The sequence below is a fragment of the Afipia massiliensis genome, assembly GCF_001006325.2.
Lineage (GTDB): Bacteria > Pseudomonadota > Alphaproteobacteria > Rhizobiales > Xanthobacteraceae > Afipia > Afipia massiliensis_A.
Genome location: NZ_LBIA02000001.1, coordinates 3,095,229 through 3,110,630, shown reverse-complemented (window position 1 = coordinate 3,110,630; position 15,402 = coordinate 3,095,229). Strand labels below are relative to the sequence as shown.

Sequence of the window (15,402 nt, the reverse complement as noted above, 5' to 3'; positions counted from 1 at the left end):
CGGACATGGCAGATAAGCGTGCAACCAAGAAGAACGGAAGCGCCATGCTGTTTCAAACGACCATCGCCGGCTCATTGCCGAAGCCCGAATGGCTGGCCGAGCCCAATACGCTGTGGGCGCCCTGGAAACTCAAAGGCGCGGAACTGGTCAGCGCCAAGCGCGACGCGACGCTGCTCTGGGTGAAAATCCAGGAAGACGCCGGGATCGATATCGTCACCGAGGGCGAACAGGCGCGGCAGCATTTCGTGCACGGCTTTCTCGAGCGCGTCGAAGGCATCGATTTCGCCCACAAGGTCGAAATGGGAATCCGCAAGGATCGCTACAAGGCGATGGTGCCGCAGGTGGTCGCGCCGCTGCAGCTCAAGGGCCGCGTCCACGCCGACGAGGCGCGCGCCGCCCGCGCGCATACCACGCGCAAGCTGAAATTCACCCTGCCCGGTCCAATGACCATCATCGACACCCTCGCCGACAGTTATTATGGCGACCGCGTCAAGATGGCGTTCGCCTTTGCCGATTTGCTGAACGCCGAAGCCAAGGCGCTGCAGGCCGACGGCGTCGACATGATCCAGTTCGACGAACCCGCCTTCAACGTGTTCATGGACGAAGTGAACGACTGGGGCATCGAGGCGCTGACCCGCGCCGCCCAGGGCCTCACCTGCCAGACCGCCGTTCACATCTGCTATGGCTACGGCATCAAGGCCAACACCGACTGGAAGGAATCGCTCGGCGCCGAGTGGCGGCAGTACGAGCAGATTTTCCCGGCCATCGACAAGAGCCCGATTCAGCAGGTCGCCATCGAGTGCCGCAACTCGCACGTGCCGCTGGAGCTTCTGGCGCTGCTCAAGGGCAAGGTCGTGCAGGCCGGCGTGATCGACGTCGCCAGCGACACGGTCGAGACGCCCGACGATGTCGTGAAGACCATCGAAGCCGTGATGAAGTTCGTGCCGAAGGACAACATCGTCGCGACCACGAACTGCGGCATGGCGCCGATGCGCCGCGACATAGCGGAAGCCAAGCTCCGCGCCCTCGGCGCAGGCGCGAAGCTGGCACGGGAGAAGCTGGGGTAATCTCTACCCCCGCGCCAAATCCAGCAATTGGTCCCTTGGCGGCCTTGGCGGCCGCGAACGCCCCGCGCCGCGTCGGCCACGATATGTGACCATCGCGATGGTGATCCATGTTGCGTGGAAGATCAGTCCGGCGAGCAGGACAAGCTGGCCGGGGATCGGCCCGATCGTTGCGCGCGCAAACAGTTCGTGCAGCGAGGTGACCGGCTCTGGATGGATCAGAAGCTTGCCGAGATAGGCGGTGACCTGGATCGCGAATATCCAGCAGTAGTTGTTGCGAAGCCTTCGTCCGACCGCCTCGAGGTAACTGATGTGAAGGTTGGGCGCCTTGTAATCCTGATAGAGAATCTCGTTCCAGCCATTCGCGGTCTGAACGCCCTCGCCCCTCAGAATGGGTCCGAAGAACTGGACTTCAAGCACATGCGCTCGCATGCGCCAAAAATCGAAGAAGCGGTACCGCCGCGCTTCGATGAACAGGAACGTGGCGACCAGAAGTCCCACCAGCACCAGCGGCAGAGGCGAAGCGTGCTCGCTGCTGAACGTCAGCGACAGCGCGATGCCGGTGGTCAGCACCGCCCAATTGGTCGTGGCGTCGAGCCGGGTGCGCCAGACCGTGCTGCGGTAAAGTTCGCCGCGATACAGATGCGACAACGCGGTGATATCGGAGGAGTCGAACGCACGCTTGTTTCCGGTCTCGGTCATGGTCCTGATCCTTCACAGCCAGATCATCGATGACCGCACGATACGAGGTCGACCGGCAGGGTTCTACTGCGTTCGGCTGTTGCGGCGCACTACGCAGCGCCGTCCCGGATCGGCGGCTGGAACGACAGCCCGGTATCCCACGGAAAGAAGATCCAGGTGTCCTGCGACACTTCCGTGATGAAGGTATCGACCATCGGCTTGCCTATTGGCTTGGCGTAGACCGCCGCGATGTGCGCCTGCGGCACCAGATCGCGCACGATACGCGCGGTCTTGCCGGTGTCGACCAGATCTTCGACCACTAACAACCCCTTGCCGGTGCCGCCGCCGAGCCGCGCCACTGCGTCGGAGATTCCCTTCAGTAAGGTCGGCTCGCCCTGCGAGGTATGGTCATAGCTCGACACGCACAGCGTATCGATGACCCGAATGCCGAGCTCGCGCGCGATGACCGCCGCAGGCACGAGCCCCCCGCGCGTCACCGCGATCATGGCTTCGAACGGCCCCGCACCGCTCAGCCGCCACGCCAGCGCCCGCGCATCGCGGTGAAACTGGTCCCACGACACCGGAAACGGCTTTCGCGCGCCTTCGTCATTCATCGCGTGTGCTCCCGCTCATGCGTCACATCTTCCGGACCATCGCCGTCGCGGTGGCGGTCGCAACGAGCTTGTCGTCCTGAAACAGCTCCCCGGCCAGATGGAGAATGTCCTTGCCTTGCTTGGTGACCCGCCCTGCTCCCCGAAGCTTGCCGATTTTCGCCGGGCGATGAAACTGGACGTTGATCGCGAGCGTCGGCGCGAACTCTCCCACGCTCAGCAATGTCGCCGAGGCAAGACCCATGCAGTCATCCAGCATCGCGGACAGAAAGCCGCCCTGCACGATACCAATCGGGTTGGCGAACTCCGGGCGACCCTCGAACCCGAGCTCGACCGTATGCGCGTCGAGATCGTAGCCGATGATGTCCAGGCCCAGCGTCTTGGCGCATTCCGGCGTCGGGACTTTCCCGGCAGCGATGGCCTCGAAAAATCGCTCGCTCATGACATGACCTTCCGCAGCAACTACTTCGCGACCTTGAGGTTCGCCAGCATGGCTTCCACGTCCGTCATTGCGGCGCGCAGCTTGGCCTCGTCGCGCGAGCGCACCACGACGTTGGTGTTGGGCTTGCCGTTCTCGTCAAGGAACGGATAGCTGCCGATGCTGGTGTCGGGATGAGCAGCCTGAATGGCGCGCAGCGGCGTGCCGATATCGCCTTCCCGAGCATTGGCGCGCACCGAGTCCGACAGCATCCGCACACCGGACTTCAGCTTCGGCGAAATGATGTCCATCATCGCCTGCATGATCGACGGCACACCGGCCATCACGATGACATTGCCGATTTTGAAGCCGGGCGCGAGGATGGTCGCGCTCGTGATCAGTTCCGCCCCGTCCGGGATACGTGCCATCCGCAACCGTGCCTCGTTCAGGTCCGCGCCGAAACGCTCCTCGAAGCGGGCCACCACCTCGGGATGGAGATCGATTTTGACCCCGAATGCCTTGGCTACGCTGTCGGCGGTAATGTCGTCGTGGGTCGGCCCGATGCCGCCGGTGGTGAAGACGTAGGTGTAGCGTTCGCGCAGCGCGTCGAGCGCCTCGATGATCGAGTCTTCCTCGTCGGCCACGACCCGCACTTCCTTCAGGTCGATGCCGATGTTGGTCAGGTATTCGGCGATGAAGCCGATGTTCTTGTCCTTGGTGCGCCCGGACAGGATTTCATCGCCGATCACGAGAATGCCGGCGGTGACGATCTCACTCATTTTGTCTCTCCTACCTGTCCCGGAGCGGACGTCCGGGGCCACCCACAGGTACGCCAGGAACTTTGGCGCACACAACGCATTGAAGTCACGAGCTTTTGCCGCATCTCTGGGCAGCCGCCAGCTCGTTTTTCAGGCAGATCGACGCAAGGTCCCGTCAATTGCCCGCAGGCAATGCATATCGCGCTGGCCCAACCCTTGCTACCATCAGTTTGAGCAGCGGATCGATGTCCCCGCCGCGTGAAAGAAGCGTACTGGTTTATGGCAGTTGCCTTCGATGAAATGAATGGACCGGGCGGCGCGCTTCGCTCCGCCTATCACGAACTCTCCCTCTGGCTGAAGGAGACCCCTCCGGACGCGCTGGAATACCGCCGCCAGGAGGCCGAGCTGCTGTTCCGGCGGATCGGCATCACCTTCGCGGTCTACGGCGAGGCCGAATCCACCGAACGGCTGATCCCATTTGACGTCATCCCCCGGATCCTGTCCGGCAAGGAATGGACGACGATGGAAAAGGGGCTAAAGCAGCGCGTCAAGGCGCTCAACATGTTCCTGAGCGACATCTATCACAGCCGCGACATCCTCCGCGCCAAGATCATTCCCGACGATCTGATTTTCCAGAACCCGGTGTTCAGGCCGGAGATGAACGGTCAGGACGTCCCGCACGACGTCTATGTCCACATCGCCGGCATCGACATCGTGCGCGTCGATTCCGAGAACTTCTACGTGCTGGAAGACAATGCCCGCACACCGTCCGGCGTGTCCTACATGCTGGAAAACCGCGAAATAATGATGCGGCTGTTTCCGGACCTGTTCGCGCGGCACCGCGTGGCGCCGGTGGAGAACTATCCGGATGAATTGCTGGCCGCGTTGCGCTCGGTGGCCCCCCTCACCTCGAAGGCAGAACCGACCGTCGCCCTGCTCACACCCGGCATCTACAACTCGGCGTACTACGAACACTCGTTTCTGGCCGACAAGCTCGGCGTCGAACTGGTCGAGGGCCGCGACCTCATCGTCAAGAACGACGAAGTGTTCATGCGCACGACCGAGGGATTGAAACGCGTCGATGTGATCTACCGCCGCGTCGATGACGACTTCCTCGATCCCCTCACCTTCCGCCCCGACTCTGTGCTTGGCGTTCCGGGCCTGATGTCGGCCTACATCGCCGGTAACGTTACGCTCGCCAACGCGGTCGGCACCGGCATCGCCGACGACAAGGCGGTCTACAGCTACATGCCGGACATCGTGAAGTTCTATCTCGGCGAAGAGCCGATCCTGAAGAATGTGCCGACCTATCGCTGCCGTGAGCCGAAGGATCTCTCCTACGTGCTCGATAACCTGAAGGATCTCGTCGTCAAGGAAGTGCACGGCTCCGGCGGCTACGGCATGCTGATCGGCCCCGCCTCGACCAAGGACGCGATCGAAGCCTTCCGCGCCAAACTGCTGAAGGAGCCGGAAGGCTTCATCGCACAGCCGACGCTGGCGCTGTCCACCTGCCCGACCTGCACCGCATCGGGCCTTGCGCCGCGTCACGTCGATCTGCGGCCGTTCGTGCTGACGGGAAAAAATCACGTCACCGTGGTGCCCGGCGGGCTGACCCGCGTGGCGCTGAAGGAAGGTTCGCTCGTGGTCAATTCCAGCCAGGGCGGCGGCACCAAAGACACGTGGATACTCGAATGAGTGACAACACGCGAATAGCGAATGGCGAATGGCGAATAGCGATTTCGGCATGGCTGGCGCGTGATGTCCTATTCGCCACTCGCTACTCCCTATTCGCTACTCCCTGCGTCCTATTCTCATCTCGGGCTCACCATGCTGTCGCGCACCGCTGAAAGTCTGTACTGGCTGGCCCGCTACGTCGAACGCGCGGAATATCTCGCGCGCACCATCGAGGCGACGCTGCGCGCTACCGCGCTGCCGGACGCTTATGTCGGCAAGAGCAACGAATGGGAATCCGCGCTGCTCACCGCGGGCATCGACGACATCTTCTACAAGTTTCACGAAGAGGCCAACGAGCGCACCGTCGTCGACTTCCTGTCGTTCTCGCTCGATAACCCCTCTTCGATCCGCAACTGCATCGAGAACGCGCGGCTGAATTCACGCTCGGTGCGCACCGCGCTGACCTCTGAGATGTGGGACACCATCAACGGCGCGTGGATTGAGCTGCACGCGGCGTGGCCCAAAGGCGCGAAGACGCGTGAGGACCTGACGAAATTTCTCCGCTTCGTGCAGGAAACCTCACTGCGGTTCGACGGCTCTGCCTACCGGACCATGCTGCGCAACGATGCCTACTGGTTTTCGCGGCTCGGCCTGCATCTGGAACGCGCCGACAACACCGCGCGTATTCTCGACGTGAAATATCACGTGCTGCTGCCTGAGGAAGAACATGTCGGCGGCCCGCTCGATTATTATCAGTGGACCTCGATCCTGCGTTCGGTGTCAGCGCTCACCGCCTACCACTGGGTCTATCGCGAAACTCTGAAGCCGTGGCTGATCGCCGATCTTCTCATCCTCAATGAATCGCTGCCGCGCTCGCTGGCGAGTTGCTACGGCAATCTCGTGCGCAATCTCGACCAGATCGGCGTCGCCTATGGACGGCAAGGCGCAGCGCAGCGTCATGCGCGCGGCGTCCGTAACCGGCTGGAACATGCGCACATGGACGACCTGTTCCAGCGCGGCCTGCATGAATTCATCCAGGAATTCATTGCGGACAATGCCCGGCTAGGCGATACCATCTCGAAGCAATATCTGATCTGATGCGATCCGAATTTTATTAACGCCGTCATGGCCGGGCTTGTCCCGGCCATCCACGCCTTGCTTCGGAACGCCGCCAAAAAAGACGTGGATGCCCGGCACAAGGCCGGGCACGACGAAACTCAAATTTGTTTGATGCCTGCCATGCGCCTGAAAATCGCCCACACCACCACATACCGCTACGAGCCGCCTGCGACCGGCGTGATCCAGATTCTGCGCATGACGCCGGGGAGTCACGACGGGCAATACGTCGCCGACTGGCAGATCGACGTCTCCACCGATACGCGCCTCGACGTGCATCAGGATGCCTTCGGCAACGTCACGCACGTGCTGACCCACGGCGCGCTGTCGGACCTGACTATCCACGTCGAAGGTCTGATCGAAACCCACGACACCGGCGGCGTGCTGCGCGGCACCGACGAGCGGTTTCCGCCGAGCCTTTTCCTGCGCGCCACGCCGCTGACCGAAGTCAACGCTGCGATGGCGAAGTTCGCCAGACACCTGCACACCGAGGCGGCCGGCGACACGCTGGGCTTTCTCCATGCGCTGATGCTTCAGATCAACGATCACATGACGTTCGATACCGATCCGACCCACGCTGGAACATCCGCGACGGAAGCCTTCGCGCTCAAGCGCGGCGTCTGTCAGGATTACGCGCACATCTTCATTGCCTGCGCCCGCAGCGTCGGCGTCCCTGCCCGCTACGTCTCGGGGCATCTGCTGCGCTCCGACGGCATGGTCGCGCAGGATGCGGGGCACGCATGGGCCGAAGCTTACGTCGAGCGGCTCGGCTGGGTCGGGTTCGACGCCGCCAATGCGATCTGCACCACCGAGGGCCATGTCCGGGTCGCAGTCGGTCTTGACTACCTGAGCGCGGCTCCGACGCGCGGCACCCGTTACGGCGGCGGCACGGAGACGCTGGAAGTCGCCGTCAGGGTCGATCAGGCCGGACGGCAGAGCCAGAGCTGATCGCAAATTAGCGTCATTGCGAGCGAAGCGAAGCAATCCAACCTGGTCTGGAACGCCGAAAAAGCTGGATTGCTTCGTCGCTTACGCTCCTCGCAATGACGACCTTTGAAAACGCAGGTCTCTTTAAAGTTGGATCCCCGTAGTTGCCCCACCCGCTCCAGCCGCGTAGAAATGCGCGGTCTGGAGACTTGGAATGACTTATTGCTGCGGAATCCTCGTACGTGACGGGCTGATGATGATGGCCGACACCCGCACCAATGCGGGCCTCGACAACATCTCCACCTTCCGCAAGCTGCACGTCTTCAGCAATCCCGGCGAGCGGATCATGGCGATCGCCACCGCCGGCAATCTGGCCCTCACCCAATCTGTCATTTCGACGCTCAACGAGGGGGTTGAAAATCCCGAGACCGGCGAACGTGAAACGCTGATGAACGCGCCGACCATGTTCCAGGCGGCGCAGCGCATCGGCCGCGCCATCCGGAGCGTTCATGCACTCGAAGGCAGTGCGCTGCGCGCCGAGGATATTTCCTTCGACGTGTCGTTTCTGTTCGGCGGCCAGATCAAGGGCGCACGGATGCGGCTGTTCATGGTCTACACCGCCGGCAACTTCATCGAATGCACCACCGACACACCCTACCTGCAGATCGGCGAGCACAAGTACGGCAAGCCCGTGCTCGACCGCGCTATCTCCTACGACGTCGATTTGTATGACGCGCTCAAGGTCGGGCTGGTGTCGATGGATTCGACCATGCGCTCCAATCTCGGCGTCGGCATGCCGATCGACATTCTGCTGGTCCGTCCCGACGCCCTCGACGCCGACCTGAACTATCGCATCGAAGCGGGCGAGCCGTATTTCCACGATCTGCGTTCGCGCTGGTCGGCGGCACTGCGCGCCGCGCACCAGAACATCCCGCGCCCGCCCTACGGCAACTCCGCGTAGACACCTCCGGCGAAATAGGTTCTACTTTGCGCGCTCGCAAACAGAGCACACCGGGCATGAATGCTTAGCGTTCGCGACCGGCGCAAAAATATTCGGAGGAAGTAATGCGACTCACCACAGGTTTCGTGGCTCTTTTTCTGCTCGCCCTGAATTTTATCCCGTCCGTGTCGGCAGAGCCGATCACCAATCCCCTCAAAATCGCTGTTCTCAATGACAAGAGCTCGGTGTTTTCTGACGCCGGCGGTCCCGGCAGCGTCGTCGCGGCTCAATTAGCGATCGAAGATATTGGCGGCAAGGTGCGCGGCCAACCGGTCGTGCTGCTCAGCCCGGACCATCAGAACAAAACCGACATCGGCGTCAATCTGGCCCGCAGCCTCTACGACCAGCAGGGCGTGGACGCGATCTTCGACATCGGGAATTCGGCGATCTCGCTCGCCGTGCAGGATCTTGCGCGCGAGCGCGGGAAGATCGTCGTGCATGTCGGCTCCGCAACCGCCGACATATTCGGCAAGGCATGCTCCCCGACGGGCGCGATGTGGCTGTACGACACCTACTCGCTCGCTCAGGGCATTGCGAAATCCGTCGTGCAGCAGGGCGGCGATACGTGGTTCTTCATCACGGCCGACTATGCGTTCGGCATCGCCATGCAGAGCGAGGTTTCCAAGGTTGTCACCGCGGCGGGCGGCAAGGTGCTCGGCTCCGTGCGTCATCCGGTCGGCACGATGGATTTCTCGTCCTTCCTGCTCCAGGCGCAGGCCTCCGGCGCAAAGATCATCGCGCTCGCCAACGCTTCCGGCGACACCGTGACCAACATCAAGCAGGCGCGGGAATTTCGTATCGGCGAAGGTGACCAGAAGCTTGCGGTGCTGATCTATTACCTGACCTCGGTTCACGCCCTCGGCCCGGAAGCCATGCGGGGCGTCCAGTATCTCGCCGGCTATTATTGGGACAACGACGACGCGAGCCGTGCGTTCGCGAAGCGGTTCGCGGCGAAGCACGGCGGCAAGATGCCGACGCATGCGCAGGCCGGCGTCTACAGCGCCGTCAAACATTACCTGCGCGCTGCGGAAGCGGCTAACGACAACAACGGCCTCACCCTGATGCGGCAGATGAAGACAATGCCGGTGGATGACTTCTTTGCGCCCGGAGCCAAACTGCGCGAGGATGGCCGGCTGATGAACGACATGCTTCTTGTCGAAGCCAAGGGGCCGTCCGAGTCCAAGAGTGAATGGGACCTCTTGAAGGTCAAGGCCAAGGTGAAAGCCGCTGACATCATGCGCCCGATCAACGACGGCGGCTGTACGCGGCTCGATCCACCAGGAAAGAACTAGGACCATGGCAAAGATTGCGATCGTCACCGGCGCCGGTTCCGGAATTGGACGCGCCTCCTCGCTGGCGCTGATGAAGGCCGGCTTCTCGGTGGTTCTTGCGGGGCGCCGCAAGGACGCCCTGGAAGACACCGCGAAGGCCGGCAAGGATCTCGGCAAGAGCCTCGTGGTGCCAAGCGACATGACCGATCCGGCCTCGATCGCCGCATTGTTCGCCAAGACCATGGACGCATTCGGCCGCCTCGACGTGCTGTTCAACAATGCCGGCGTCGGCACACCGCCGGTGCCACTGGAGGACATCAGCCTGCAGCAGTGGCAGACCACGGTGGCCACCAACCTCACCGCGCCGTTCCTCTGCACGCAGCATGCGTTCCGTATCATGAAGGACCAGACGCCCCGCGGCGGGCGGATCATCAACAACGGATCGATCTCGGCCTATGCGCCGCGGCCGTTCTCCTCGCCCTACACCTCGACCAAGCACGCGATCAGCGGCCTCACCCGCGCCACCGCGCTCGACGGCCGCGCCTACGACATCGCCTGCGGCCAGATCGACATCGGCAACGCCGCGACCGAGATGACCGAGCGCATGACCGGCGGCGTGCTTCAGCCGCGCGGCGATACGATGGTTGAGCCGCGCATGGATGTGCAGAACGTCGCCGACGCCATCGTGTTCATGGCAACGCGCTCGCTCGACGCCAACGCGCTGTTCCTCAACATCATGGCGACCAAGATGCCGTTCGTTGGGCGCGGCTGACGACACGTGCGCGCTCACATCGTCGTCGCTCATCCCGAGCCGAAATCGTACAACGCACACCTGGCCGCAACGGCCCGGACGGCGCTTGAACGGAAAGGCTGGTCGGTCACCGTCTCCGATCTTTACCAGATGGGGTTCGATCCTTGCGAGCGTCCGGAGCATTATGCGGCGCCGCTGGATCGCAGCCGCTTCGACGTGCAATCCGAACAGCGGCAGGCGTCCGCCACGCAAACGATCCCCCCTGACGTCGCCGACGAAATCGCGCGGCTCGATCAGGCGGATCTGCTGATCCTGCAATATCCGATGTGGTGGCATCTGCCGCCCGCGATACTCAAGGGATGGTTCGACCGCGTTTTCATCTACGGCGACGTCTACACCAGCACGAAGCGCTTCGAGAACGGACGGTTCGTTGGCAAGAAGGCGATGGTGTCGGTGACGGTCGGCACAAGCGAGGATACCTACGCTTATGACGGACGCAGCGGCGACATCGACCTGCTGCTGTGGCCGATCAATTTCTCCCTCGCCTACGGCGGGTTTTCGGTTCTCGAACCATTCATTGCCTACGGCGTGGAGGCCGGTCTTCGCTATTCCGATCCTGCCGCCGTGGAAGCGCGCCTGAAGGCGATCGCCAGCAATTTGGCAACAACGCTTTCGACAGTTGAGACAATTCCGGCCATCCCGTTCAACCAGATGGCGCATTGGGGCAGCGACGGCCGGATCAAACCCGACGCGCCGGTCTACTCACCATTCATTCGCCGCAAGCCGGAACTGCCGCTCGAGTGAAAGCCGCGGGGCGGGGCTGACGAACGCCCGAGAGTCCCGTCTCAACCCGCTGCCGATTGAATCTTGCGTCGATCTTCGGCGGGCCAGTCGCGGGTAACGACGGGTGCTGATACTGCCTCCGCCCCCACCATTTGCGCGATTTCGGCGGAACACTTCGGCCGGCTAAAGTAATAGCCCTGCATCTCCGTGCAGGCTTCTTCGCGAAGGATGTCCAGCTGTTCCTTCGTCTCGACTCCTTCCGCCGTGGTCGTCTTGCCAAGGCTGACGGCAAATTTCACCACGGCCCGCGCGATCAACCGCGAATCTTCCTTCGCGCTCAGGAGCTCGTTGACGAAGCTGCGATCGATCTTGATTTTGTCGAACGGAAATTTTTGCAGAAAGCTCAAGGACGAGTAGCCCGTTCCGAAATCATCCAGGGCAATTCGTACGCCGAGCTTGTGCAACTGGCCGAGCGCCGCGAACACGGCCTCGCTGTCATGCATGATTGCGGTCTCGGTCACCTCGAGTTCAAGCCTCTGTGCCCCGATTCCCGACGCCGCGAGCGCGCCAAAAACGACCGGGACCAGTTCCTTGCTTCTGAACTGAGCCGGCGACAGGTTGACCGCGATCTTGAGATCGGCAGGCCATTTTGCCGCTTCGGCGCACGCCGTCCGCAGGACCCACTCCCCGATCGGCACGATGAGGCCGGTTTCTTCCGCGAGCGGGATAAACTCCGCAGGCGAAACCAACCCGCGCTGGGGATGATGCCAACGCAACAGCGCTTCCAAACCACTGATGTCGCCGCTCTTGAGATCGACGAATGGCTGATAGTGGAGTTCGAACTCACCGCTGACGAGCGCATGCCGCATGTCGCGCTCGAGATTTCGCCTCGCATGCATGCGCTGGTCCAGCTCGGGCTCGAAGAAATGGAACGTGCCGCGTCCGCTGCTTTTGGCGCGATAGAGGGCGAGGTCCGCCGCTTTCAAAATCTGATCGGAATTGATGCCGTCAGTCGGCGCGACGGCGATCCCAATGCTTGTTCCGGTGATCACCTGATGATCCCCAAGATCGAATGGCTCGGAGAGTGCCCGCTTGATCCTCTCGGCAAGAGCAGCAGCTTCGGCAACCGGCTTTGACATGTGCTCGATGACGGCGAATTCGTCGCCTCCCAGACGGGCGATCAATGCCGTGTCTCTGATACACGTGCACAAACGCGCGGCAACAGCCTGCAGCAAAGCGTCGCCCGTTGGATGCCCCAGCGTGTCGTTGATCTCCTTGAAGCGATCGAGATCCAGCATCAGCACTGCGAGGTGCGGCCCTCCTCTGCGTGTGATGGAGAGAGCCTGCTCCAGCCGGTCCCGAAGCAGCACGCGATTCGGCAAATCGGTGAGCGCGTCATGCTGCGCCATATGGGCGACCCTGGCTTCAGAGCGCCGTTGCTCGGTGACGTCGAGATGCGTGGCGACCCAGCCACCACCGGCCATTGGCTGCCGCGTGACGCAGATCGAGCGGCCATCCGCGAGTTCTTCGATCCGGCTCGACGTTTCATTGCGAGGCAGCGCACCCAGCCTCGACATCACCAGCGTCGCGGCGCTCTCGCTGGTTTCGCCCTTGAGGATGCCATTGGTGATGCGGTGCTTGATGATGTCATGGTGGGGAGTGCCCGTCTTCAACAGCTCCGGCGGCAACCGATACATCTCGGCATAACGATCGTTGCAAATGACCAACCGCTTTTCCCCATCGAACATGCACAAGCCTTCGCCCATGTTGTTGATGGCGGTGTCCAGCCTGAATTTCTGATCCTGCAGTTCCTTTTGTGAGCTTTCATTCTGCTGCCGGGCGAGCGAAAGCTGGTCGATGATTTCTTCGAACCTGCGGGTGCGGAGGGCAAGGCGGCGATCTGCCAGCACACCGACAAAACTCATCCCGAGCACCGACAGGGCGACACCGGCAATGGCCAGGGAAAGCACCGCTGGAGACAGCGATAGCGTGCCAGGCGTCAGCGTCGGATCGGGAATGATCTCCACCGCGCCCATGGCCGTGAAATGATGAGCGACAATCGCAAGCGTCAGAAAGAGCGCGGCGTAAAGCGTTCCCCACCTGTCGCTCCGGCGTATCGCGACCAGAAGCGCGACATAACCGAAGAGCAATCCGAGCACGATGGATGCCGCGACAAGGTCCAGCGACCACACCACGCGCCCCGGCACTTCGAGCGCCCACATGCCGAGGTAGTGCATGCTGGCGATGCCGGCGCCCATGATCCCGCCGCCGATGGGTGCACGCCACCGGCTCGGGTCGTTTGCGGCAAAGGCCAAACCGCACGACGTCAGTATCATTGCCGCAGCAAGCGACAGTGCCGTCAGGGCAATGCCGTAACCGGATGAAACGCCCGGCTCATAGGCGAGCATGGCGATGAAGTGCGTCGCCCAGACCCCGTATCCGAACACGGCTCCGGCGATTGCAATCCAGATCAGACGCGCCCTGGTTTGCGACGCGATGGCACGATGGAAAATGCTGACAGCGACGACGCTTGCGACGAAGCACACAAGCCCGGCGAGCAGGACAAGCCGCCAGTCGTGCTCGGTGGTCAGGCACGTAAGGGTACGGAACATGGCATTCTGCCCAGTTTGTCCGCCTGACGAATACCCGACGATGTTTTCTACCTTGCTAACAAAACACAACTTATGGTGGCATGGTTACTGCATTTTAAATCATGGTTGTGCGAGCCCGGCCGCGTCGAAAGGATAAGCGCAGCTCAGGGCAAGGAAGCCGCGCAACACATGGATGGAGCAGAATGTTACCGACGCCATCGTGTTCATGGCAACGCGCTCGCTCGACGTCCGCGCGCTGTTTCTCGACATCATGGCGACGCAGATGCCATTCGTCGGAGGCCGGTGAACTGTTCTAGTTGCGCGCAGCGACCGGCGGATCGCGCGTCGCAAAAATATCGCGGTTCAGTGATTCCGCTCTCGTGGCAGGATCGGACCCGAAATTGGTTACTCCCCTGCGATCAAACAACGCGCTCAGTTCTGCCTGGGTGAGTCGGCCCGTGTTGACGAACTGCTCGGTCTTGAAATCGTCGACCTCAAAAGGCTTTCCCGCCAGCCTGCAGACGATGTGATTTTCGCAAAAGACCGTCCCGGGGATGCGAGCGACCTTTGCGGCTTCCGCATGCACGATGGCCGCGTGCTTCGGAAACTGCGCGCGATAATTCGAATCAAAAAGGATCAGCACGGGTTCGATCCGACCCGTCGCCAGTAACCGCATCGCAAGGATCGCAACGATCGCAGTGCGAACGCCGGTGACGCCCAGGCGAGGTGCAAGCGGCAGACTGGCGGCATGGTTGTAGGCCAGACCGACCCCCACCGCAGTGGCGATCACAAGATCGAACTGCGCGTTGTCCATGACGGAATCGCCGGTCCACTGGATGAGATAGGTCAGAAGTCCGATGCCGACGAACAGCATCGTGAAGCGGGCCGGCGTTTTCGTCCGCTCCCGCCAGCTCCAGACGATGCTGATCACCAGCGCCGGAGCCACCCACTGCAGCCGACCGAGCGCGATCAGCACGCGCTCAAAGGAATAGACGCGTGGCGAAAGCATGTTGGCGAAAAACGTCGGATACGCCAGCTGGCACGACAACAGGCCCGCGGAGATGACCAGTGCGACGATCACGAGCGGTCTGATCGCCTTTCGGCCGTCATGCAGCAACATCCAGATTAGAGCGGTGAGCGGCACGGCGACTACATTGTGCTTGAAGAACCCTGCAAACACCATCAGCAGCAGGGGCATGGTCGATGAAAATCCGCGGCCCCTGTTGTGCAGGAACCAGATCAGGCCGAGCATCATGATGAACTCGGCGAGCAGTTGCGGATCGTTGCGGCCGACATAGGAATTGAACGATCGGGCAAGGATCGCAACCACCCACAGGCCCGCGAAGATCGATGCAAAACGCCCGCCGCCGAGTTGCCTGACCACAACACCGGTCTCGATGCCGATGCCGATGGTCGCCAGGATCGACACGGCCCGGCCGACATAGAGCGGATCGCCGAACACCTTGCCGAGCGCCGCGATAAAATAGAAAGACAGCGGTGGATAGTTGTTCGCCACCAGTGCATCAGCAGCTGGGTAAAGTCCGGGTCCGAAAGCGAGGTCCTGGAAATAGGCGTTCCATCCATCGGTTGGGCCGATGTCCAACGGAAACCACGCGCGCCACACCGGCCAGATCATGAAATAGGCGGCGATCAGCCCAATAATCGCCAGCAGCGCGACCTCGCGGTTTCGGATTATTGTCATCGAGTCGCGAGACATCGCTACCGATGACTCGGAGAAATCTGACCGGCACCGGAGG

Annotated in this window: 14 protein-coding genes and 1 pseudogene; 9 read left to right on the top strand and 6 right to left on the bottom strand. The window is 61.9% G+C overall.

Annotated features, from left to right (window positions below; translation table 11 throughout):
- Nucleotides 1–44 precede the first annotated feature (44 nt).
- Nucleotides 45–1,067, top strand: coding sequence for a methionine synthase (locus YH63_RS14860; protein ID WP_046829492.1), 1,023 nt, complete (start codon nt 45–47; stop codon nt 1,065–1,067).
- Between the two features lie 3 nt (nt 1,068–1,070).
- On the opposite strand, the gene YH63_RS14855 is transcribed toward YH63_RS14860, so the two are convergent.
- From YH63_RS14855 to YH63_RS14840, 4 genes are all read right to left on the bottom strand, one after another.
- Nucleotides 1,071–1,766, bottom strand: a complete 696-nt coding sequence (locus tag YH63_RS14855) for a DUF2270 domain-containing protein (protein ID WP_046826919.1) — start codon at nt 1,764–1,766, stop codon at nt 1,071–1,073.
- A gap of 89 nt (nt 1,767–1,855) precedes the next feature.
- Nucleotides 1,856–2,359: a xanthine phosphoribosyltransferase gene (gpt, locus tag YH63_RS14850; protein WP_046826920.1), complete on the bottom strand. Its 504-nt coding sequence runs from the start codon at nt 2,357–2,359 to the stop codon at nt 1,856–1,858.
- Nucleotides 2,360–2,381: 22 nt separating this feature from the next.
- Nucleotides 2,382–2,798 carry a PaaI family thioesterase gene (locus YH63_RS14845; protein ID WP_046826921.1) on the bottom strand — a complete coding sequence of 139 codons (417 nt, stop codon included), beginning with the start codon at nt 2,796–2,798 and terminating at the stop codon, nt 2,382–2,384.
- A 20-nt stretch (nt 2,799–2,818) separates the two neighbouring features.
- On the bottom strand, nt 2,819–3,553 hold the full coding sequence (locus YH63_RS14840; RefSeq protein WP_046826922.1) for a competence/damage-inducible protein A: 735 nt from the start codon (nt 3,551–3,553) through the stop codon (nt 2,819–2,821).
- 258 nt (nt 3,554–3,811) lie between these two features.
- Between YH63_RS14840 and YH63_RS14835 the strand changes: the two genes are divergently transcribed.
- From YH63_RS14835 to YH63_RS14800, 7 genes are all read left to right on the top strand, one after another.
- On the top strand, nt 3,812–5,227 hold the full coding sequence (locus tag YH63_RS14835; protein ID WP_046826923.1) for a circularly permuted type 2 ATP-grasp protein: 1,416 nt from the start codon (nt 3,812–3,814) through the stop codon (nt 5,225–5,227).
- Between the two features lie 132 nt (nt 5,228–5,359).
- On the top strand, nt 5,360–6,304 hold the full coding sequence (locus YH63_RS14830) for an alpha-E domain-containing protein (protein ID WP_046826924.1): 945 nt from the start codon (nt 5,360–5,362) through the stop codon (nt 6,302–6,304).
- A 141-nt stretch (nt 6,305–6,445) separates the two neighbouring features.
- Entirely contained in the window at nt 6,446–7,270 is an 825-nt protein-coding gene (locus YH63_RS14820) for a transglutaminase family protein (protein ID WP_046829493.1), read from the top strand.
- Nucleotides 7,271–7,463: 193 nt separating this feature from the next.
- Nucleotides 7,464–8,210, top strand: coding sequence for a proteasome-type protease (locus YH63_RS14815; RefSeq protein ID WP_046826925.1), 747 nt, complete (start codon nt 7,464–7,466; stop codon nt 8,208–8,210).
- Between the two features lie 104 nt (nt 8,211–8,314).
- Nucleotides 8,315–9,541: an ABC transporter substrate-binding protein gene (locus tag YH63_RS14810; RefSeq protein ID WP_052753811.1), complete on the top strand. Its 1,227-nt coding sequence runs from the start codon at nt 8,315–8,317 to the stop codon at nt 9,539–9,541.
- Nucleotides 9,542–9,545: 4 nt separating this feature from the next.
- Nucleotides 9,546–10,292 (top strand): SDR family oxidoreductase, encoded by a 747-nt coding sequence (locus YH63_RS14805; protein ID WP_046826926.1) that lies wholly within the window; start codon nt 9,546–9,548, stop codon nt 10,290–10,292.
- Between the two features lie 6 nt (nt 10,293–10,298).
- A complete protein-coding gene (locus YH63_RS14800; protein ID WP_046826927.1) occupies nt 10,299–11,075 on the top strand; it encodes an NAD(P)H-dependent oxidoreductase in 777 nt (258 codons plus the stop codon).
- A 41-nt stretch (nt 11,076–11,116) separates the two neighbouring features.
- Here the strand turns inward: YH63_RS14800 and YH63_RS14795 are convergent, their stop codons facing one another.
- A complete protein-coding gene (locus tag YH63_RS14795; RefSeq protein ID WP_083992550.1) occupies nt 11,117–13,666 on the bottom strand; it encodes a bifunctional diguanylate cyclase/phosphodiesterase in 2,550 nt (849 codons plus the stop codon).
- Between the two features lie 178 nt (nt 13,667–13,844).
- Here YH63_RS14795 and YH63_RS22030 point away from each other — a divergent pair.
- A pseudogene (locus YH63_RS22030) lies at nt 13,845–13,952 on the top strand (3-oxoacyl-ACP reductase); the annotation flags it as partial.
- A gap of 6 nt (nt 13,953–13,958) precedes the next feature.
- On the opposite strand, the gene YH63_RS14790 reads toward YH63_RS22030, so the two are convergent.
- Nucleotides 13,959–15,347 carry a glycosyltransferase family 39 protein gene (locus YH63_RS14790; protein WP_137325205.1) on the bottom strand — a complete coding sequence of 463 codons (1,389 nt, stop codon included), beginning with the start codon at nt 15,345–15,347 and terminating at the stop codon, nt 13,959–13,961.
- Between the last annotated feature and the right edge of the window lie 55 nt (nt 15,348–15,402).